Origin of the sequence: Actinophytocola sp., from assembly GCF_035712165.1 — a bacterium.
Lineage (GTDB): Bacteria > Actinomycetota > Actinomycetes > Mycobacteriales > Pseudonocardiaceae > DASYTH01.
The window spans coordinates 1-19,325 of the sequence record NZ_DASTBH010000273.1 but is presented as its reverse complement, the minus strand read 5'-3'; the positions used below and the strand labels follow the sequence as shown (position 1 = coordinate 19,325).

The window sequence follows — 19,325 nt, the reverse complement described above, 5'->3', positions numbered from 1 at the left end:
GAGTCAGTCCTGGCCGGGTACACATCCAACGGAAGGGAACTCGCCAGACCGCCGTCCACGCCGAGGTCAGCGTCACATTCGCCGCCGCCGCACGGCATCTTCCGCGTTGCGCTTCACGTTTAGACGACGTGCACCTCGGGGATGTAGCGGATCCACCGGCCGCCCGTGGCGCTGAAGGCCGCCTCGTTCGCCATGATCTCCTCGGCGTGGTTCCACGCGAACAGCAGCGCGTAGTCCGGGTACGGGTCGGCGAACGCCGCCGGCGGCCGCACCGGCAGGTTCGAACCCGGCACCAGGTGGCCCTGCTTGGCCGGGGTGGAGTCACACACGAACGGGACCAGGTCCGTGCCGATCCCGCAGTAGTTCGTCACCGTCGTGCACTTGGCCGGGGCGCCGTAGCCGACGACCGACCGGCCCTGCGCCTTGATTTCGCCCAGCAGCGCGAGCAGGTCCCGGCGGATGCGGGTGACGTTGCCGGCGAAGCGGGCATGCGTCTGCGGGTCGGTCAGCTTCCTGGCGTGCTCGTCGGCGAGCAGCCGCGCCACGGCGGGGGCCGGGCTGCGGGCGCCGACCCGGGCGAGCGTGTAACGGATCCCGCCGCCGTGCATGGGGGTGTGCTCGGCGTCGACCAGTTCGAACCCGTACCGGCTCGCCATCTGCCGAACCGACGTGACGCTGAAGTAGAAGACGTGCTCGTCGTAGATCTGGTCGAACGCCATCTGGTCGACGAGCGTGCCGAGGTAGGGCTCCTCGAACACGAAGACGCCCCTGGGCTTGAGCAGCTTGTCCAGGCCGCGCAGCACCGAGCCGACGTGCGAGATGTGGCAGACGGTGTTCGCCCCGAACACCACGTCGGCCGGACCGTGGTCGTCGTGGACCGCGGCCGCGGTGGCCTCGTCGAAGAACTCCGTCAGCACCCGGACGCCCTTCGACGCGGCGATGGCCGCCACCGTGGTCGAGGGTTCGACGCCGAGATGGCGCACCCCTGCCTCGGCGATCGTGCCGAGCATGACGCCGTCGTTGCAGCCGATCTCGACGATGAACGGGTCGTCGCCGGCGAGTTCGGTGCGCAGGAACCGTTGCGCGTTGCGCTGGAAGTGCTGGCGGTGGCTGGCCGAGCCGGACGCGCGGTAGCGGTAGTCCGCGTGGTAGCGGAACTCCTGCGGCACCTCGTCGATGAGCTGGACCATGGTGCAGGTCTCGCACGCGCCCACGGCGAGGCGGAACAGGAACACCCCGTCCGCCTCCTCGGGCGGCAGGAACCCGTTGGCGGTCGGTTGGCTGCCGAGGTCGAGGAACTCCCGCACCCTGCCACCGCAGACCCGGCAGTCGTGATCGTTGGTTGTCATCGTGTGCCCCCGAATCTGTCAGGCGACGCCGCTGTCGGGCAGGTCCAGCCACCACGGGTTGGCCCTGGCCCAGTCGATCGTCCGGGTGAGACCGTCGCGCAGCGACGTCGTGGGTTGCCAGCCGAGCGCCTCGCGTGCCTTGGTGTTGTCCGGTATGCGCCTGGCCAGGTCCTCATAGGACCGGCCGAGCGTGGTGCGTGCGTCGACGTCGGTGACCGGCACCGTGCCGCCGGTGAGCTCCCGGACCAGTTCGACGATCTCGCCGACCGTGGCCTCGGCCATCGACCCGATGTTGTACGCCTGGCCGACCGCGTCCGGGTTGCCCTCGGCCAGCAGGGTGGCTTCGATGGCGTCCTCGACGTAGGTGCAGCACCTGGTCTGCCGGCCGCCGTCGTAGACCACCAGCGGCCGGTTGTTGAGCGCCCGGTGGACCGAGCGGCTCACCACGAAACCGGGCCGCTGCCGGGGGCCGTAGGCGTTGAAGTACCGCACGATCGTGGCCGGCAGGCCGCGCTGGCGGACGAAGGCGAACGTGAGGTGCTCGGTCAGCGCCTTGCTCGAGGAGTAGCTCCAGCGGTCGGCGGCGGTGGAACCGAGCACCCGGTCGTCGTCCTCGCGCCACGGCACCGCGGGGTTCTTGCCGAACACCTCACTGGTGCTGGCCACCACGACCCGGGCGCCGGCCCGCTCGGCGAGTTCGAGCACGTTGCGGGTGCCGGTGAAGTTGATGTCGATGACGTCCAGGGGCCGGGTCAGGTACTGGTCGACGCCGACCACCGCGGCCAGGTGGAACACCACGCCCACGCCCGGCCGGATCGCCTCGGCCAGCGACGCGCGGTCCAGGATGTCTCCCGCCACGTACCGGACGCCGTCGAACCGCTGGTGTCCCGGCGGGTGCACGCTGTCGAAGACCGTGACCTCCTCGCCCCTGGCGAGCAGCCGCGCCACCAGGTGGCCGCCGATGAACCCGCAGCCACCGGTCACCACAGCGGTCATCGACCGACTCCGCGGTAGCGGTAGCCGAGCGCGCGCAGCTCCGCGATCTTGTCCCGCGAGTAGTACGCGCGCCCGTCCAGCACCAGGCACGACTCCTGCACCGGCAGTGCCTCGAAGGCGATGTCGCGGAACTCGTCGTGCAGCGCGAAGATCGCCAGGCAGTCGGCGTTCTTGGTCGCGTCGGACAGGCTCTTCGAGGGGGTGATGCCGAACAGTTCGTCGGCCTCGTCGGTGTCGACCCTCGGGTCGTAGAGGGTCACCTCGGCACACGCCTTCTCCAGCACCGCCACCGCCTGCCGGGTGGGGGTGTGCCGCAGGTCCCCGGTGTTGTTCTTGAACGCCAGGCCGATGACGGCCACCTTCGAACAGGCCGGGTCCTTGCCGAGCCGGATGAGCTCCTCGATGATGAGGCCCGCCGTGTAGTCCGGCATCTCCGCGTTGACGCGGCGGCCCGCGGGGGCGGTGTGGATGTCCAGGCCGCGCTCCCGGGCCGAGCGCCAGACCATCCACGGGTCCTTGGTCAGGCACGAACCACCGACCCCGATGCTGGGCAGCAGGATGTTCACGTTGCCGGTGCCCTTGGGGACCATGTTGGCCGCCGAGATGACGTCCAGCGCGTCCACGCCGAACAGGGCGCAGTACTTCGCGAGCTCGTTGCCCAGCGCGATGTTGAGGTCGATCCACCAGTTGTCCGCCAGCTTGGTGATCTCGGCGGCTTCCAGGGACTCCTGCACGACCACCTGGACGCCCAGCGCGGCGCGCCAGAACTCGGCGGCCGCGGCGGTGCTGTCGGCTCCCAGGCCGCCCGCGACGATCGGCAGGCTGCGCAGCTCGCGCAGCGCGGTGCCTTCCGCGAGCCGCTCCGGCGTGAACGCCAGCCCGAAGTCCACGCCGCCCACCAGGCCCCCCTTCTCCAGCAGGGGCAGCACCAGCTCGCGGGTCGTACCCGGCGGGACGGTGCTCTTCACGACGTAGAGCTGGCCGGCGCGCACGTGCCCGCCGAGCTCGGCGCAGGCGCCGCGCAGCTGCTCGTCGGCGAGCGAGCCGTCGTCCCGGACCGGGGTGCCGACGGTCACCAGCACCACGTCGGCCGCCCGCACCGCCGCGTAGTCGGTGCTCACCCGCAGCCGCCCGGCGGCGACCCCGGCCGACACCAGCTCGGCGAGCCCGGGTTCGACGAACCGGCAGTAGCCCTGGCTCAGCTCACCGACCAGCCGGGTGTTGGTGTCGACGCCGATCACGTCGTGTCCCCGTTCGGCCAGCACCGCCGCGATGCACGAGCCGATGTAACCGAGACCGACAATGGCTACCTGATAGTTTTTCCGGCCGGAAAGAAACCTCATGTCGCTCCCATCAGAAGCGGTTCGACCCAGATCCGGTACGGCCCATCATTCGGCTCGAGCAGCGGCCGTTGCATCTCCTGACGTGCCGTGGCCGATGCCTGTCCAGCCATTGATCACGGTGCCGACGTTCCGCACGATGGAGGAAGAAGACAAAACAGAAATCGATAGTGTTGGACCGTGGGATCCATTGTGGGCTCCGAGGACGTGCCGGTTCGGCGGCTTTCGTCGCGGCTGGTGTACGAGAATGCGTGGCTGTCCGTCCGCGAGGACCGGGTGCAGCGCATGGACGGGTCGCAGGGGATCTACTCCGTGATCGACCGGCCGGACGCGGCGCTGGTCATCGCGGCCGAGCGGGACGGGTTCCACCTCGTCGACCAGTACCGCTACCCGGTCGCCGGGCGGTACTGGGAGTTCCCGCAGGGCTGCTTCCCCGGCAGGCGCGGCGGCGACCCGGTTGAACTGGCGCACCGGGAGCTCACCGAGGAGACCGGGCTGCGGGCCGGTTCGATGACGCGCCTGGGCAGCCTGTTCTGCTGGCAGGGCGCGAGCGGTCAGGCCATCGACGTCTTCCTGGCCGGCGACCTGGTGCCAGGGCCGCCGGACCGGGAGGTGGAGGAACAGGACATGCGGCACCGGTGGTTCACCAGGGCCGAGTTCGAGCTCATGATCTCCGACGGCCGGATCCGGGACAACTCCACGGTCGCCGGGTACACCCTGCTGCTCCAGCACGAACGCGCGGCGGGGTGAGCCGGCACACCGTCTGTCGCGTGTGGAGCGAACACGATGCGGATGCTGTTCACCACGGTCCCCCTGCCGGGGCACTTCTTTCCGCTGGTGCCACTGGCCTGGGCGTGCCGCGCCATGGGGCACGAGGTGCTGGTCGCCACCTCTGCGGACTTCGTGCCGGAGGTGCTGCGGTCCGGCCTCGCCGCCACCGCGATCGGACCGGTGGCGAGCGTCGCCGGTCTCACCGCGGGTGGCGACCCGGACGGGCTCGCCGGGCGGCGGCGCGGCAACGGCCGGGTGTTCGCCCGGATCGCGGCCGGCGGCCTGCCCGGCGCACTGTCCCTTGTGGACTTCTGGCGGCCGGACCTGGTGGTGAGCGAGCGTGCCGAGCTGGCCGGGCCGATCGCGGCGGCCACCTACGCCCGGCCGGCGGCCGAGCTGCACTGGGGAGTGGCGCCGCTGGTGGAGTATCGGGCGGCGGCGGCCGAACTGCTCGCCCCCGACCTCTCCGCGCTCGGCCTGTCCGCGCTGCCGGAACCGGCGCTCACGCTCAACCCGTGGCCGCCGAGCCTGCGCCCGCCCTATGCGGCGGGCCACCGGCGGATGCGCAACGTGCCCTACGACGGTGACTCGCGGGTGCCCGGCTGGGCGTTGCGCCCGCGCGAGGTGAAGCGGGTGTGCCTGACGCTTGGCACCGTGCTGCCCCGGCTCGGCGAGGACGGCGGCTACGAGACCGTGCTTCCGATCGCCGAACGCCTTGCCGCGCTGGACATCGAGATGGTGATCGCGGTCGACGAGAAGATCGCGGTGAAGTGGCCGGCGCTGCCGGCCGCGGTCCGGCACGCTGGCCGGCTCCCGCTCTCGCACGTGCTGCCCGCCTGCGACGTGGCGATCCACCACGGCGGGCAGGGCAGCGCTCTGACCGCGATCGGCGCGGGCAAGCCGCAGTTGGTGCTGCCCATGCTGGACGACCAGTTCGACAACGCGGACGCGGTGGTCTCCGCAGGCGCCGGGCTGTGCCTGCGCCCGGAGGAGATGACCCCGCACGGCGTGGCCGAGCACTGCCTCGAGTTGCTGCACCGCCCCGGGTTCGCCCGGGCCGCCACCGGTCTCGCGGTCGAGATGGCGGCCCAGCCCGCACTGGCCGGCCTGGTCGGCGAACTGGCCGCCGTCGCCGGCAACCCGTGACCCGCGCCGTCCGGCGGGCAGGTCAGGCCGTGTTGCGCCGCACGTCGTCCAGGATGACCAGCTGACCGACCGGTGCGTCCTCGATGTCCTCTTCGGACAGATGGTCGAGCGCGATCCGCCGCGCCACCCAGTCCACGACGCTGGTGACCTCGGGCAGGTCCGGGTCGTCGGTGCTGCCCAGCGGTTCGAACCGCATGTTCCTGAGCTTCGCCACGACCACCTCGGCCGGCACGCCGTACTGCAGGGCGAGCGAGAGCATGGTCGAGAACGCGTCCATCAGGCCGCGGGTCGTGGAGCCTTCCTTGCCCCACGTGGCGATCACCTCGGCCAGCCGGCCGTCGGCGAACTGGTTGGTGGTCATCGAAACGGCCGCACCGCCGACCTCGACGGTGTGCGTGACGCCGCGCCGGCGCCGGGGAAGGGGCTCGCGGGCGGACCTGTGCTTCATGCCGTTGCCTCCGGTGTACGACGTGTCCCCTGTTGGCCTGACGACAAAACGCCGGGGCGTGGGACCGATCGACTCGGCCCGCCCCGGCGTTGTCCTGCCGGTGAGCCGTTGTCAGCAGCGGATCGCGAACACCGAGATGTAGCGGGTGTTGGACAGGTGCAGGATGCGGTTCGGCGCCAGTTCGCGCAGGATGTTCTCGAACTGGGTCTCGTAGAGCAGTTGCGAGCGGTAGGCGTGCGAGCGGATCCGGCCGTTGGTCAGCCGCAGGGCGAGCGCGTTCACCAGGAAGTTCGCGCTGCGCATGGCGTGCCGGACCGTGCCGTGCGAGTCCCTCTGGAACTCGTGGAAGTTGTCCATCGTCAGCACGGTGCCGATCAGGACGCCGCCCGGGTTCACGTAGTCCGTCAGCCGGGTGATGACCTCGCGGACATCGCCCATGTGGTGGATGGCGTTGATGCACATCACCACGTCGGCGGTGCCGATCCCGAGGTCGGTCCAGAAGTCGCCGTGCACGGTGCGCAGCCGCGGATCGGTGATCTTCCGCTTGACGATCTCGAGCGCGTCCGCGGAGATGTCGACGACCACGATCTCCTCGGCGTCGGAGTTCTTGACCGCGTTCTCGGTGTGCACCCCGGTGCCGCAGGCGAACTCGATGAGCCGGTCGGCGCCCTGGCCGTACTCGGAGATCAGGTTGGCGACGCGGTCCTTCTTCACCTTCAGGTCCGGGCCGACCCGCGGCGCCTGCTCGTACCGGGAGCGGTCCCAGGCCTTGGCCGCCCAGTGCGGACCCGCCTTGGGCGCGTACCCCTTGATCAGTTTGTGGCTCACCTTTACCACAGCCTCAGCGAACATACGCCCTCCAAAGAATTTTCGAATTCCCTCGGTGCCGCCCTGGGGCAGCGAGGTGCTCGAAACGGTGACTCGTGGAAATCCCCGTGGGACTCTCCGAAACATCTTGCCCAGAGGATGCCGGCCGGGACATCTCCGTGGATGCGGGTGCGAAACGGTCCGTGGTCATGCCGGTACGGTCGGGGTCAGCGGCAGCGAGCCGACGAGGCCGCCGTCCACCCCGAGGTCCTGGCCGGTGATGTACCTTGCCCGGTCCGACAGCAGGAAGGCGACCGCCTCGGCGACCTCCTCCGCCGTGCCGACCCGGCCGACGGGCACCTGCTGGCCGCACATGTCGATGGCCTCGTCGGTGGGGGCGAGCTCGTCCAGCATGTCCGTGTGGATGAAGCCCGGGCTCACGGAGTTGACCCGGATGCCCTGGCTCGCCAGGTCACCGGCCAGCAGGCGGGCCAGGCTCGCCACGGCCGCCTTCGTCGAGCCGTACATCGTTCCCAGGCCCAGCGCGAGGCCCATGCCGCGGTGCACCAGGCAGGTGCTGTTCAGCACCACGGCGCCGCCCTTGTCGAACAGCGGCAACGTCTTCTGGATCGTGAAGAACGTGCCCTTGAAGTTGACGCCGACGTACCGGTCGAAGTCGGCCTCGCTGACGTCGGCGCGGGGGGACACGGGGTTGAAGGAGGCCATCCCGGCGTTGGCGAAGACGCCGTCGAGCCTGCCGAACTGGCCGCGGATCCGGGTGGCGAGCTCGTCCAGATCGTCCACACGGGACACGTCGGCGCCCACCGCGAGCACCCGGTCGCCGGTGGGGTCCAGTTCCTTCGCCGCCGCGTCGATCTTCTCGACCCGGCGACCTGCGAGCACGACGTTGGCGCCCGCGTCGACCAGTTGCCGCGCGGTGGCAAGACCGATGCCGCTGCCGCCGCCGGTAATGAGGACGGTCCTGCCGTCGAATTCCGACATGCGCCCCAGCTTCACATCCGCACCCGGTCGCGGCATCTCCGGAATTGCGGCGTCCCGGTCGTCCGCACGCACGGAGATGTCCCCGCCCGGGGCCGGGCGGCAAGATGAGTCGGGTCAGGCGGGGGTGCCCTCGCTTCCCAAGGTCGATGGGAACGCCGAATGCACGACAAGTACGGCCCAAGCCGGCTGCGGGCGCGCCACGACAAGATCCATGCCACCGACGAGGCCGTGACCGAGCTCGCGTCCTTCAAGGCAAAGCCGATCAACTTCAAGATCGGTTTCTGGGACCCGGAGGTGAACGGGACCCGCTATCTGAAGGCATTGCTGTACAACCTCGCCGCCGACCTCAGCGACGAGAACTGGAAACGCCTGCGGCGCATCGGCAACCGTGACATCGGCAACCCGATCACGATCACCTACGACGGTGAGCCGGTGTGCATGGACTACCTGCTCTCGGTGCTGGAGCTGGACTTCATCGCACGCCACGTCGAGCTCGACGGCTCCCGGGCCCTGGAGATCGGGGCCGGCTACGGGCGCACGTGCCACACCGTGCTGTCCAACCACGACGTGCGCGAGTACCACATCATCGATCTGCCGAGCTCGCTGAAACTGTCCTCCGGGTACCTGCGTTCGGTACTGCCGCAGGAACAGTTCTCCCGGATCCACTTCACGTCCATCCACGACGTGGACACCCGCTACGCCGACACCCGGTTCGACGTCAGCCTCAACATCAACTCCTTCGCGGAGATGAACGAGGAGACCATCGACGCCTACCTGGCGTTGATCGACGTACACAGCGACTACTTCTACATCCGCGACCCGGTCGGCAAGTACCTCGACCCCAGCCTCGACGGGCACGCCGAGGGCCGGGAGATCGTCGAGATGGCGCTGAGCACCGGCAAGCTGCGCGACGTCATCGACATCCACGACAACCGCGCCATCGCGGCCCGCACCCCGGCGTTCGTCGACGCGTACCGTCCCGGCCCCCGGTGGACCTGCGTGGCCGACGGGTGGTTCCGGCCGTGGAGCTACTACTGGCAGGCCCTCTACGGCAAGGACCAGGCCGAGCAACTCACCCTCGGCGCGCAGGCGGACGACGAGCCCCGGCCATGATCCCGCTGTTCAACGTCGCGATGTCGGAGCGCGACGCGCTCGAGCGGGTCGCGGGTGTCCTGTCCAGCCGCAGGCTCGAGCACGGACCGGTCGTCGCCGAGTTCGAACGCGCACTCGGCGCGGCGATCGGCAACCCCCGGGTGCTGGCGCTCAACAGCGGCTCCTCCGGGCTGCACCTGGCGCTCGACCTGGTGACCCGCGGGCTCGACGGGGGCGAGGTGCTCTGCACGCCGCTGACGTTCGAGGGCACCAACTGGCCGGTGCTGGCCAACGGGTTGCGGCCGCGCTGGGTCGACATCGACCCCACGACGCTGAACATGGACCCGGCCGACCTGGCGCGCAAGATCTCCCCGGCGACCCGGGCGATCCTCCTGGTGCACTGGACCGGCTACCCGGTCGACCTGGACCGGATCCGCGCGGTGGTGGACGAGGCGGAGGCCAGGTACGGCTTCCGGCCCGCGGTCATCGAGGACTGCGCGCAGGCCTGGGGCGCGACCTACCGCGGCGTGCCGCTCGGCAACCACGGCAACCTCTGCGTGTTCAGCTTCGGCGCGCTCAAGACGCTCACCTGCGGCAGCGGCGGCCTGCTCGTGCTGCCCGACGACGACCTGCACGAGCGGGCGAGGTCGCGCCGCTTCTACGGCATCAGCCGCAACTCCGACCGCGCCCGCGGCGACTACGACGTGACCGAGTGGGGCTACCGGTTCTACCTCAACGACATCGGCGCGGCGATCGGGCTGGCCAACCTCTCCTCGGTCGGGGAGTTGCTGGCCCGGCACCGGGACAACGCCGCGCACTACGACAAGGAGCTCACCGGGGTCGAGCTGACCGAGCGGGCCGACGACCGCGAGCCGTCGTTCTGGGTGTATCCGGTCAAGGTGGACGACCGGGACTCGTTCATCCGCAAGCTCGCCGGCGCGGGCATCGCGACAAGCCTGATCTCCCGGCGCAACGACGCGCACAGCTGCGTCGCCGCGTCGCGGACCTCCCTGCCCGGCCTGGACAGCGTCTACGACCGCGTGGTGTACCTCCCGGTCGGCTGGTGGCTGTCCGAACAGGACCGCGCCCACGTCGTGGACACGATCAGCGCCGGTTGGTGATCCGCCCCCCGGGCCGGAAAGCAATGTGCTTTCCGACCCGGACCGGGGTGGTTACTTGAAGCCGCCGTAGGGAACGGTGATGACCTCGACGTTGTGGCCGTCCAGGTCGAGGAAGTACACGCCGCGGCCGCCGTCGTTGTGGTTGATCTGGTTCGGCTCCTTGTGGAACGAGTCGGCGTAGTACTCCAGGCCCTGCTCCTTGATCCGGCCGAAGATCTCGTCGAACTCCGCCTCGGTGACCAGGTAGCAGTAGTGCTGCTGGGCGACCATGGTCGGGTCGGGCAGCTTCTGGTTGCGGAACTCGATGCCGAGGAAGTCGAGCGTGACGTTGTTGTCCGCGGCCACGATGTAGAACGGGCCCAGCACGTACGGCTCGGGCAGGCCGAGCAGTTCGGCCGTCCAGTACGCGGACTTCTTGTTGTCCTGGCACCAGATGATGGTGTGGTTGAGCTCAACAGCCATGTCAGGCGGCCCTTTCCTCGGTATCGGTTGCGGTGTCCAACTTCGACAGATATCGCTGGCCGGTGTCCGGCAGGACGGTGACCACGGTGGCGCCCTCCCAGCGCGGCTGGGTGGCGATCGTGTGCGCGGCGTGCAGGGCCGCGCCCGCGGAGGTCCCGACGAACAGGCCGGTGCGCATGGCCAGGTCCCGGGCGGCCGAGAACGCCTGGGCGTCGCTCACCCGGACCACGTCGTCGATGAGCCCCAGGTCGAGCACCTCGCAGATGATTCCGCCGGAGACGCCCGCGATCTCGTGCGGGCCGGCGATGCCCAGCGAGATCATCGGGGACTCGGCCGCCTCGACCGCGACCACGTACACGTTGCGGCGCTCCCGGAGATAGCGGCCGATCCCGGTCAGCGTGCCCCCGGTGCCCACGACGCACACCAGCACGTCCACCTCGCCGCCGCAGGCCTCGAAGATCTCCGGGCCGGTCGTGACGTAGTGCGCCGCCGGGTTCGCGAAGTTTCGCTCCTGGGCGGTCTGCACCGCACCCGGGATCTCCTCGCGCAGCTGCTCGGCGCGCGCGATCAAGCCGGCCAACCCGCCATCGTGCGGGGTCAGGTCGATCTCGGCGCCGAACCCGCGCAGCATCCGCTTGCGCTCCTCGGTCGCGTTGTCCGGCATCACCACCACGCACCGGTAACCGCGGGCGGCACACAGGGCGGCGAGCGCGATGCCGGTGTTGCCCGAGGTCGCCTCGATCACCGTGCCACCGGGGCGCAGCTCGCCGGACAGTTCCGCCCGCCGGATCATGTTCAGCGCGACCCGGTCCTTGACGCTGCCCAACGGGTTGAACATCTCCAGCTTCGCCAGCAGCCGCGCGCCGGGCGCCAGGTCCGGATAGGACAGCCGGAACAGCGGCGTGTTCCCGATGAGCTCGTCGATCGAGGACACGATCCGCCCCGGGCTTCCGTTCACCAATCTTCCCAACCCCTTCGTCAGCTCGCTGCCCGCTCGGTGCCGTGCTCGGCGATCTCCAGCCCGCCGGTGAACCAGGACTCCAGCAGGGTCAGCCGCTCCCGGCAGACCGCCTGGTTCTGGCCGGACACCACGAAACCGGCGAGGAAGTCCGACGAGAACTGTGACCCGCCCATCACCTCGCCGGGCCGCACGAACACGTTCGCGGCCCGCACCCACGGGAACGGCGGTGGTCCCGGGACCCGCAGCACCGTGCCGGGCCGCTTGTTGAACACCAGCTGTCCGGCCATCCGCGCCGGCCAGATCCGTTGCCGGGTGCGGATGTCCGGCACCGGCAGGCCGACCTGGGCCCGCACCCAGCACTCGGTCGGGTCGAAGCCGGCGACGGTCCGCACCATGCCGCGGATGTTGCCGCCCCCGGTCCGGCAGGCGATCTCGTTCAGCACGAGTTCGCCCTCCGGCGTCTCGAACACCTCGGCATGGAAGGTGTGGTCCGGCGGCCCGGGCAGTGCCGCCAGCGTCCGGTCGATCAGTTCGACCAGCCGGTGCGCCCGCGGGTCGTCGAGGTCCAGGGTGACCGAGTGCCGGCCGCCGCGCTCGGCGGCGTACCCGGCCATCGCGAACAGGTACTGCGAGGGCCAGCCGTACACGACCCGGCCGCCGAGCACCAGTCCGTCCACGAAGAACATCGAGCCGGGCACGAACGCCTCGACCATCAGGTTGGGCTGACCGCGGCCGGCCTGGTCCAGCTCGTCCTTGAGATAACTGTCCAAATCGGACGGCGAGTCGATGATCCGCACCCCGACCGAGCCGCAGGCGTCCCGGGGCTTGACCACAACGGGATATCCGACCCGGTCGGCGAACGCGACGATGTCCACCGCGCACTCGACCGCGGCGTACTCCGCCACCGGCACCCCCGCGGCCGACAGCAGCTCCTTCATCAGCACCTTGTTGCGGAACGGCAGCACGCTCGCGTAGGTCTGCCCGGGCAGGCCGAAGATCTCGCGCAGCTGGGCGGCCCGCTCCAGGTCCTGCTCCTGGCAGGCGATCACATGGCGCACCCGGTGTTTCCTGACCAGCTCCATCGCCCGCGCCTCGAGCCGGCCGCCGGTCTCGTAGCCGGCGACGGCCTCGAGGTGCCGGTAGCCGTGACCGGAGCTCGGCAGCTCCTCGCCGACCAGCCGCTGGTGCTCCTGCGAGGCGAGCAGCAGCACGTCGCCGTCGTAGTCGGCCAGCCACCGGTCGTAGGGCGTCCCGGCCAGCGAATGGCGGTGGTGCAGAACCAGGACACTCAATGGTCCACCTCGCCGGTCAGGCCCGCCTGGGCGCGCACGGCGGCGCGGTGCTCGTCCGGGCGCAGCCGGTCACAGCTGACCGAGTCGACCACCCAGCCGCCGTCCCGGCGCACCAGCGCGACCAGGTACGGATGCCCGGGCAGGGCCGGCAGTGCCCCGATCGCGGCGGCGGCGACGGCGGACTGCTCCGGATCGGCCGCCACGCCGGCCCGGACCCCGACGCGTTCGGCGTCCGGCAGGAGGGGTTCGGCCAGCAGGCTCGGGGTCAGCTCGATGCGCTCGGCGACGCCGCCCCGGGTGTAGTACCGGACGTCCGCCTCGTTGGTCAGTTCGGCCACCGTCGGCCAGCCCGGCTCGTTGCGCTGCCGGATCCGCACCGGGTAACCCCATTGGTGGGCGTACCAGTACAGATCGGAGACCCGGCTCACCGGGCCGCCGGGGACGGTGGGCACACCGGCCCGCCGCAGGACCTCCCGGGTGGCCAGCGGGTCGGCGAAGGGCAGCGCGTCCCGCCGGCACTGCCCGGGCAGCCCCAGGTGGTCCCGCAGGGCGCCGGCCCGGACCAGGTCGGCGGCGGCGACCGCGACCAGGTGGGTGATCCGGGTCCGTTTGGCCAGCGCCAGCACCGCCCGCTCCACCTCGAACGAGGTCGCGTAGTCCGGGAGGGGCCGGACCGAGGCATAGCCGCGGGCGTCCACGCCGGTGGCCTCCTGGGCGGTGAGCAGCACCAGGTCCGCGCCGCTGTCGTCGAGCCAGTCCTGGTACCGCTGCGGGCCCCCGGGCAGCCGGTCCAGGATGACGATGGTCACGACTCCTCCAGCCGGACCCGGAAGTGCTTCTCGGCCAGGTCCTCGCAGAGCTTTACCGCGGCCTCCGTGTTCGGTCCGCGCACCGCGATGAGACCGACCAGGTCCCAGTTGTTCTCCACCGGCCGGACCACGTCCCCGGGCTTGGCGGTGAGCTCGGCGGCCAGCAGGTCGGGATGGGTCCGCACCTCGTCGAACCCGTCGATCGCCGCGATACGCCCTGGCGGCGCCTGCAGCAGCTTGGTGCACCCGGCGCCGATCGGGGCCGGACGCTCCGCCAGCGGCTCGACCAGCCCGAACGGCCACCCGATGGCGTTGCGCATCAGGTTGACGCCGTAGCCGGCCTCGACCAGCCGGTTGATGTGTGAGCCGCCGATCCGGTTGTGCGACTCGATGATCCCGACCCCGCGCTCGCTCACCCGGACCTCGGTGTGGCTCGGCCCGTCCCGCAGCCCGATCGCGTCCAGGAAGCGCACGGTGGCCGCGACGATCTCGGCCTCCTCGGTGGCGCTGATCCGGGCCGGCAGGGCGTGTCCCAGCTCGGCGAAGTGGGCCTCGTCGAGCACCTTCTCGGTCACCGCGGCGATGATGTGCCGCCCGGCGAAGCTGAACCCCTCGACGGTGTACTCAATGCCGGGCAGGAACTCCTCCATGAAGAACTCGCCGATGGTGAACAGCGCCCGGGGCCCGCGGTCCACGCCGGTCTCGCGCAGCCGGTGGATCTGGCCCCACACCCGCTCGGCGTCCGCCGGCCCGCGCACCCGCATCACCCCGAACGAGCCGCCGAGATCCAGCGGCTTGACGATGAACGGGTAGCCGTACCGGTCGCCGAAGGCGGTGAGGCTGTCCCGGTCGGTCACCGGCTCCGCGCCGACCTGGAGCACGCCGTCCACTCCGGCCAGGTGTCGCCGCATGGCCAGCTTGTCGCGCAGCAGCCGGTACACCTCGTTTCCGGTGCCGGGCAGGCCGTACCGGTCGTTGATCCGGCTGGTCGCGTCCTGGCCGGGGTCGGTCAGCGACACGGTCGCGGCGAACCCCCAGACCTGCCGGGCCGCCTCGGCCAGCGGCCCGACCACCGACCAGTCGGTGTAGTCGACGACCAGCACCGCGTCCGCCAGCTCGACCTGGGCAAGGTCGAGCTTGGACGGGTGCTGGACCAGGATCACGTCCAGTCCGAACGACTTCGCGATCTGGACCGCCTCGGTCGGATGGCCCACCAGCAGCAGGGTTCGGTCCGGGTTCATCGCGATGCTCCGTCCGGGGAGGTGACCGCGCGCAGCCGGCCACGCAGCTGATCGGCCCGCAGCTGTGCCTCGGCCGCCGTGGCCGCCGCGAACACGACGTGCCCGTGCCGGGTGCCGGAGCTGACCGTCTCCGGGACCAGGTCACCTTGGCGGAACGGGAACTTCAGCTCACGCACGTAGGGCAGTGCCTCGATCTCGTCCAGCCCGTCGACCGACTCCAGGCGGCCGGGCTGGAGTTGGAAGAAGGCGACGCAGCCGACCCGGCTGGCGATCGCCGGCTCGACCGGCTTGCCGGCCAGCGCCTGGAACACCCCCGCCTCGATGTCGAACCCGGTGGCCACCTCGACCAGCAACGGGATCCGGTCCCCGCCCAGCCGGGCCTGCGACTCGACGATCTTCGGACCGGCCGGGGTGAGGATCACCTCGGTGTGCGCCGGGCCGAACCGGTAGCCGGCCACGTCGAGCAGCGCGGTGACCAGATCGGTGATCGCCCGCCGGTCGGCGGCCGTCAGCGGGGCGGGATGCAGGTGCCCGGTCTCGACGAACAGCGGCAGCGGCGTCACCTGTTTGGCGGTGATTCCGACGACGTGGTGGGTGCCGCCGGCGGACAGCGTCTCGACGCTGAACTCGTTGCCCCGCAGGAACTCCTCGACCAACACCGGACCGTGGTAGCCGTCGGCCGCGAGCATGTCGGCCCAGGCGGCCAGATCGGCGCCGTCCCGGACCAGCCGCACGCCCCGGCTGCCGGCCAGCCGGGTCGGCTTGACCACGACCGGAAGGTCGAACCCGGCGAGCGCGTCGGCCACCCCGTCCGGCGTGCCGAGCTCGACGGTCCGCACGGTGCTCAGGCCGCGCTCGGCCAGCACCCGCCGCATCGCCGCCTTGTCGTTGACCACCCGCAGGCTCGCCGCCGGGTTGGGCGCCAGCCCCAGCGCCTCGGCCTGCTCGGCGACCGGGATCTGGGTGTCCTCCCAGCCGAGGTGCAGCACGTGCTCGACGCCGTAGCGGATCGCGGTCTCGGTGACGCACCACCGCAGCCCCGGCTCGTCCTTGAAGTCGGTCCAGATCACCTCGGCGGACCGCGCGACCACTTCGGACCGGTTGTCCCCCACCAGGTTCGGATCCCAGATGGCGTAGACCTCGAAGCCCGCCTGGACCGCCTTGCGGACCAGATGCGCGTACGGCATCACCATCAGGATCCGGCTACGACCCGTCATACCCCAACCACTGCCTTCCTGGTCGCCTGCCGGCTGGTCTTCAACACCGACAGGCAGAGCGCGACGGACGCCATCCCCGCGACGCCGTAGAGCGCGCTCATCCCCCACGGCCCGATCGCCCCGCCCAGCACCAGGGTGACCGAACAGATCACCAGCGCGAGCCGGAACTGCATGTAGTACGCGGCCATGTACCGGGTCCTGGCCTCCGCCGGCACGATGTCGGCGAGCAGCGTCTGCCTGGTCGGCACGTTGGCGATCTCGCCGAGGGTGAACACCACGGTCGCCGCCAGCAGCAGCCACGGGTCGTTGGACACGGCCAGCACCATGTACCCGGCCGTGATCGCCGCGATCCCGCCGCCGAGCCGCGCCCGGTCCGACAACCGGCCGAACATCCGGGTGGCCACCAGCATCAGGCAGACCACCAGCAGCGTGTTCAGCCCCCGGATGAGGCCGAGCATGCTGACCCCGTCGATCTCGATCCCGGCGACCGTCCGCTCGCCGAACTCCTGCGACAGCCGAACCCCGACGTAGTAGGAGATCTGCAGCTCGATCGAGGCCACCAGCAGCGACCCGACGAACAGCCGGGCGAACGTGCTGTCCCGCAGCACCGTGAGATAGCCGCGCAGCAGCGACCCCAGCCACGGCTCGTTTCGTTGCCCGCCAACCGGGTTCGGCGTCGTCTCGGTGACCGCCACCCAGGTGACCAGCGCGACCAGCCCGGCCAGCAGGGCCGCCCCGTAGATCAGCTCGGCGAAGTAGCCCGCGTAGAGGAAGCCGCCCAGCAGCGCGCCGAGCAGGATCGCCAGGTTGGTGGCCCAGTAGTTGATCGCGTAGACGGTCGGCCGGTTGTCCGATGTGGACACGTCGACGATCATCGCGTCGTTCGCCGGCCGGCCGAGGCTGAGCATGCACACGGTCACCAGGTAGCCGGCGTAGGTGAGCCCACCCGAATGCCACACCGAGTTCGCCAGGGTCAGCACGATGAAGCCCGCGAACGCCCCGATCTCGCCGACGAGCAGGACCGGGCGCCGACCGTGCACATCGGACAGGTGGCCGCCCAGGAACGCACACCCGATCGCGCTGGCCGCGGTGATCGCGGCCAGCGCGCCGGCCACCGCGACGCCGTACAGCTTGGTGAAGTGGATCACCATCAGGGGCACGAGGGCGGCATCGAGGAACTTCTGCACGAAACCAACCCCGATGCGAAGCTTGAGGTTGCGATGCAGCCCGGTAACCGGCATGTGATCAGCGTCCGAACATTGCCCGGGGGGCGCATCTCCCATTGTGCGGGGCCCGCCCCGCGCGGAGAACGCATCGCGGGAGAAGACACTTCTGTCCCGGGTGCGGGAGGCTTGATCAACGGTCGCCGGGGACCGACCGAGGAGTCACACCATGAGTCAGGGCCTGTTCCGTACGCTCGCCGAGGATCTGCGCACCGTGGTGGCGCGGGACCCGTCCGTGTACACACGGCGGGAGGCCCTGCTGCATCCGGCGCTGCCCGCGCTGTGGGTGCACCGCGTCGCGCACCGGCTCTACCGCGGCGGCTGGCGGTGCACGGCCCGGCTGGCGATGCTGCTGGCCCGCGCGTTCACCGGCACCGAGATCCACCCCGGCGCGGTGCTCGGCCGCCGGGTGTTCATCGACCACGGCGCCGCCGTGGTCATCGGTGAGACCGCCGTGATCGGCGACGACGTCACGCTCTACCACCAGGTCACGCTCGGCGCGATCGGCTTCTGGCGGGACAACCTGCGTCCGGCCGGCGAGCGCCGCCATCCGCTGGTCGGCGACGGTGTGATCATCGGCGCCAACGCCACGGTGATCGGTCCGGTGGCGATCGGCGCCGGCGCGGTGATCGGCGCGCAGGCCCTGGTCGTGCGGGACGTGCCCCCGGGCGCCCGGATCCTGGCCGCCGGAGGCGTCCAGTATCCGGCCAGCGCCAGCCCCCGCCGCGTCCGCTGGCGCGCCAGCTAGGCCCGCCTCTCCAGAATTTTCCTTACCTCGAGAGACCCGTGGCGGCGTCCGAGCCGGGCGTTTCGGCGGGCGGGATGTTGAAGTTGCGGTGGAACACGTTGTCCGGGTCGTAGGTCCGCTTCACCTGGCGCAGGCGCTCGTAGTTCGCCGCGGTGAACGCGGTCGGGGTGCGGGCCGGGTCCTTGCAGAAGTTGAGGAACGTCCCGCCGGTCGCGTACGGCCGGATCGGGTCGGCGGACTCGGGCGCGCCGTCGACCGTGACCGCGAACGGCACGTCGCGGTGCCCGGCCGGGCCCGTGCCGGGGCCCACCTCGGCCATCGCGCCGGCCCAGCGGTGCAGTTCGACCTCGTCGGCGGGCACCGCCACCCGGTCGGTCACCAGGTCGGTGAGCGTGGCCACCAGCGAGTCGGACACCTCGCGGAAGATCTCGAAGTTGGCCGGGTACAGGCTGGGCAGGTCGATCTCGGGGAAGCTCAGCCGGGCGAAGCTCTCCGACTCCGGCTCCCCCGCCGCCGCCCGAAGCGGCGCCAGCGCGCCGGCCGCCGCGTCCGGGTCGCCGGTGTAGACGGCATGTACCGCGAGCCGCGGCCCGTCCGGACTCCGGGTCAGCACCACCGTGACGCTCAGTTCGTCGGGCTGGGTCCAGTCCCGGTAGGCGGCGAGCACGTCGGCCGCCCGCTGGAACGGGTAGGTCATGCTCCCGGCGACCACCGTGCTGACCGGGTACAGGCGGAACTCCAGCGAGGTGACCACGCCGAAGTTGCCGCCCCCGCCGCGGATCGCCCAGAACAGGTCCGGGTGCGCCTCCGGCGTCACGGTGAGTTGCTTGCCGTCCGCGGTGACCAACTCGGCCCGCAGCAGGCTGTCCGCGGCCAGCCCGAACCTGCGGGCCAGCCAGCCGAACCCGCCGCCGAGCGTGTAACCGGCCACGCCGACCTCGGCCGAGGTGCCGCACAGCGGGGCCAGGCCGAACGGCGTGCCGGCATCGAGCACCGAACCCCAGCGCACCCCGGCGCCCGCCGTCGCCACCCGGCGGTCCGGGTCGACCAGCAGGGTGGCCAGCCGGTGGGTCTTGACCAACAGGCCGCCGTCGGAGCCGATCACCGTGCCGTGCCCGGTGGACTGCACCGCGACCGGGACGTCGTGCCGGTTCGCCCAGGCGAGCGCGGCGCGGATGTCGTCGGCGCCGGTCGCCTCGGCCACCAGCATCGGATCGGGCCGGAAGCCCTTGATCGCGGCACGCTCCCGGTCGTAGTCGTCGCTGCCGGGAGCGTGCACCGGTCCGGCGAACGTCTGGCT

The 19,325-nt window shown here is 70.9% G+C and carries 19 protein-coding genes; 5 read left to right on the top strand and 14 right to left on the bottom strand.

Annotated elements, in window-relative coordinates; all coding sequences use genetic code 11:
- Positions 1 to 119: 119 nt before the first annotated feature.
- The 3 genes from VFO68_RS15375 to VFO68_RS15365 are packed head-to-tail and all read right to left on the bottom strand — an operon-like array spanning position 120 to position 3,688.
- Positions 120 to 1,349 (bottom strand): class I SAM-dependent methyltransferase, encoded by a 1,230-nt coding sequence (locus VFO68_RS15375; protein WP_325158962.1) that lies wholly within the window; start codon positions 1,347 to 1,349, stop codon positions 120 to 122.
- Between the two features lie 18 nt (positions 1,350 to 1,367).
- Entirely contained in the window at positions 1,368 to 2,345 is a 978-nt protein-coding gene (locus VFO68_RS15370; RefSeq protein ID WP_325158961.1) for an NAD-dependent epimerase/dehydratase family protein, read from the bottom strand.
- Positions 2,342 to 3,688, bottom strand: a complete 1,347-nt coding sequence (locus VFO68_RS15365) for a nucleotide sugar dehydrogenase (protein ID WP_325158960.1) — start codon at positions 3,686 to 3,688, stop codon at positions 2,342 to 2,344. The genes VFO68_RS15370 and VFO68_RS15365 overlap by 4 nt, the downstream gene beginning before the upstream one ends.
- 177 nt (positions 3,689 to 3,865) lie before the next feature.
- On the opposite strand from VFO68_RS15365, the gene VFO68_RS15360 reads away from it, so the two are divergent.
- Entirely contained in the window at positions 3,866 to 4,435 is a 570-nt protein-coding gene (locus VFO68_RS15360) for an NUDIX hydrolase (RefSeq protein WP_325158959.1), read from the top strand.
- A 36-nt stretch (positions 4,436 to 4,471) separates the two neighbouring features.
- Entirely contained in the window at positions 4,472 to 5,602 is a 1,131-nt protein-coding gene (locus tag VFO68_RS15355) for a nucleotide disphospho-sugar-binding domain-containing protein (protein WP_325158958.1), read from the top strand.
- Between the two features lie 22 nt (positions 5,603 to 5,624).
- Here VFO68_RS15355 and VFO68_RS15350 read toward each other — a convergent pair whose 3' ends face one another.
- The 3 genes from VFO68_RS15350 to VFO68_RS15340 all read right to left on the bottom strand — a co-directional run bounded on the left by VFO68_RS15350 (position 5,625) and on the right by VFO68_RS15340 (position 7,859).
- Entirely contained in the window at positions 5,625 to 6,050 is a 426-nt protein-coding gene (locus tag VFO68_RS15350) for a hypothetical protein (protein ID WP_325158957.1), read from the bottom strand.
- 111 nt (positions 6,051 to 6,161) lie between these two features.
- Complete coding sequence (locus tag VFO68_RS15345) at positions 6,162 to 6,878, bottom strand: class I SAM-dependent methyltransferase (protein ID WP_325158956.1); 717 nt, start codon at positions 6,876 to 6,878, stop codon at positions 6,162 to 6,164.
- 186 nt (positions 6,879 to 7,064) lie between these two features.
- The gene (locus VFO68_RS15340; RefSeq protein WP_325158955.1) at positions 7,065 to 7,859 is read right to left on the bottom strand and encodes an SDR family NAD(P)-dependent oxidoreductase; all 795 of its coding nucleotides are present in this window, start codon (positions 7,857 to 7,859) and stop codon (positions 7,065 to 7,067) included.
- A 159-nt stretch (positions 7,860 to 8,018) separates the two neighbouring features.
- Between VFO68_RS15340 and VFO68_RS15335 the strand changes: the two genes are divergently transcribed.
- The gene (locus VFO68_RS15335) at positions 8,019 to 8,972 is read left to right on the top strand and encodes a putative sugar O-methyltransferase (protein WP_325158954.1); all 954 of its coding nucleotides are present in this window, start codon (positions 8,019 to 8,021) and stop codon (positions 8,970 to 8,972) included.
- Positions 8,969 to 10,072 (top strand): DegT/DnrJ/EryC1/StrS family aminotransferase, encoded by a 1,104-nt coding sequence (locus VFO68_RS15330; RefSeq protein ID WP_325158953.1) that lies wholly within the window; start codon positions 8,969 to 8,971, stop codon positions 10,070 to 10,072. Before VFO68_RS15335 ends, VFO68_RS15330 begins: the two co-directional genes overlap by 4 nt.
- A 51-nt stretch (positions 10,073 to 10,123) precedes the next feature.
- Here the strand turns inward: VFO68_RS15330 and VFO68_RS15325 are convergent, their stop codons facing one another.
- From VFO68_RS15325 to VFO68_RS15295, 7 genes are read right to left on the bottom strand one after another with little or no spacing between them, the layout of a single operon-like run.
- Positions 10,124 to 10,534 carry a VOC family protein gene (locus VFO68_RS15325; protein WP_325158952.1) on the bottom strand — a complete coding sequence of 137 codons (411 nt, stop codon included), beginning with the start codon at positions 10,532 to 10,534 and terminating at the stop codon, positions 10,124 to 10,126.
- Position 10,535: 1 nt separating this feature from the next.
- A complete protein-coding gene (locus VFO68_RS15320) occupies positions 10,536 to 11,492 on the bottom strand; it encodes a cysteine synthase family protein (protein ID WP_325158951.1) in 957 nt (318 codons plus the stop codon).
- A 20-nt stretch (positions 11,493 to 11,512) separates the two neighbouring features.
- A complete protein-coding gene (locus VFO68_RS15315) occupies positions 11,513 to 12,787 on the bottom strand; it encodes an ATP-grasp domain-containing protein (protein ID WP_325158950.1) in 1,275 nt (424 codons plus the stop codon).
- Positions 12,784 to 13,596 carry a hypothetical protein gene (locus VFO68_RS15310; RefSeq protein ID WP_325158949.1) on the bottom strand — a complete coding sequence of 271 codons (813 nt, stop codon included), beginning with the start codon at positions 13,594 to 13,596 and terminating at the stop codon, positions 12,784 to 12,786. The genes VFO68_RS15315 and VFO68_RS15310 overlap by 4 nt, the downstream gene beginning before the upstream one ends.
- Positions 13,593 to 14,837: an ATP-grasp domain-containing protein gene (locus tag VFO68_RS15305; RefSeq protein ID WP_325158948.1), complete on the bottom strand. Its 1,245-nt coding sequence runs from the start codon at positions 14,835 to 14,837 to the stop codon at positions 13,593 to 13,595. Before VFO68_RS15305 ends, VFO68_RS15310 begins: the two co-directional genes overlap by 4 nt.
- Positions 14,834 to 16,054 (bottom strand): ATP-grasp domain-containing protein, encoded by a 1,221-nt coding sequence (locus VFO68_RS15300; protein ID WP_325158947.1) that lies wholly within the window; start codon positions 16,052 to 16,054, stop codon positions 14,834 to 14,836. The genes VFO68_RS15305 and VFO68_RS15300 overlap by 4 nt, the downstream gene beginning before the upstream one ends.
- Positions 16,051 to 17,295, bottom strand: a complete 1,245-nt coding sequence (locus VFO68_RS15295; protein ID WP_325158946.1) for an MFS transporter — start codon at positions 17,293 to 17,295, stop codon at positions 16,051 to 16,053. The genes VFO68_RS15300 and VFO68_RS15295 overlap by 4 nt, the downstream gene beginning before the upstream one ends.
- 151 nt (positions 17,296 to 17,446) lie before the next feature.
- Between VFO68_RS15295 and epsC the strand changes: the two genes are divergently transcribed.
- On the top strand, positions 17,447 to 18,025 hold the full coding sequence (gene epsC / locus VFO68_RS15290; protein WP_325158945.1) for a serine O-acetyltransferase EpsC: 579 nt from the start codon (positions 17,447 to 17,449) through the stop codon (positions 18,023 to 18,025).
- Between the two features lie 22 nt (positions 18,026 to 18,047).
- Here the strand turns inward: epsC and VFO68_RS15285 are convergent.
- Positions 18,048 to 19,325 (bottom strand): FAD-binding oxidoreductase (locus VFO68_RS15285; protein ID WP_325158944.1); only part of this gene is annotated, 1,278 nt, incomplete at its 5' end.

Bases quoted from the DNA above. Each gene is read 5' to 3' on its own strand.
- VFO68_RS15335 (WP_325158954.1), top strand. From the start codon at position 8,019: ATGCACGACAAGTACGGCCCAAGCCGGCTGCGGGCGCGCCACGACAAG.
- VFO68_RS15300 (WP_325158947.1), bottom strand. From the start codon at position 16,054: ATGACGGGTCGTAGCCGGATCCTGATGGTGATGCCGTACGCGCATCTG.
- VFO68_RS15325 (WP_325158952.1), bottom strand. From the start codon at position 10,534: ATGGCTGTTGAGCTCAACCACACCATCATCTGGTGCCAGGACAACAAG.
- VFO68_RS15340 (WP_325158955.1), bottom strand. From the start codon at position 7,859: ATGTCGGAATTCGACGGCAGGACCGTCCTCATTACCGGCGGCGGCAGC.
- VFO68_RS15350 (WP_325158957.1), bottom strand. From the start codon at position 6,050: ATGAAGCACAGGTCCGCCCGCGAGCCCCTTCCCCGGCGCCGGCGCGGC.
- epsC (WP_325158945.1), top strand. From the start codon at position 17,447: ATGAGTCAGGGCCTGTTCCGTACGCTCGCCGAGGATCTGCGCACCGTG.
- VFO68_RS15365 (WP_325158960.1), bottom strand. From the start codon at position 3,688: ATGAGGTTTCTTTCCGGCCGGAAAAACTATCAGGTAGCCATTGTCGGT.
- VFO68_RS15305 (WP_325158948.1), bottom strand. From the start codon at position 14,837: ATGAACCCGGACCGAACCCTGCTGCTGGTGGGCCATCCGACCGAGGCG.
- VFO68_RS15375 (WP_325158962.1), bottom strand. From the start codon at position 1,349: ATGACAACCAACGATCACGACTGCCGGGTCTGCGGTGGCAGGGTGCGG.
- VFO68_RS15370 (WP_325158961.1), bottom strand. From the start codon at position 2,345: ATGACCGCTGTGGTGACCGGTGGCTGCGGGTTCATCGGCGGCCACCTG.
- VFO68_RS15295 (WP_325158946.1), bottom strand. From the start codon at position 17,295: ATGCCGGTTACCGGGCTGCATCGCAACCTCAAGCTTCGCATCGGGGTT.
- VFO68_RS15355 (WP_325158958.1), top strand. From the start codon at position 4,472: ATGCGGATGCTGTTCACCACGGTCCCCCTGCCGGGGCACTTCTTTCCG.
- VFO68_RS15330 (WP_325158953.1), top strand. From the start codon at position 8,969: ATGATCCCGCTGTTCAACGTCGCGATGTCGGAGCGCGACGCGCTCGAG.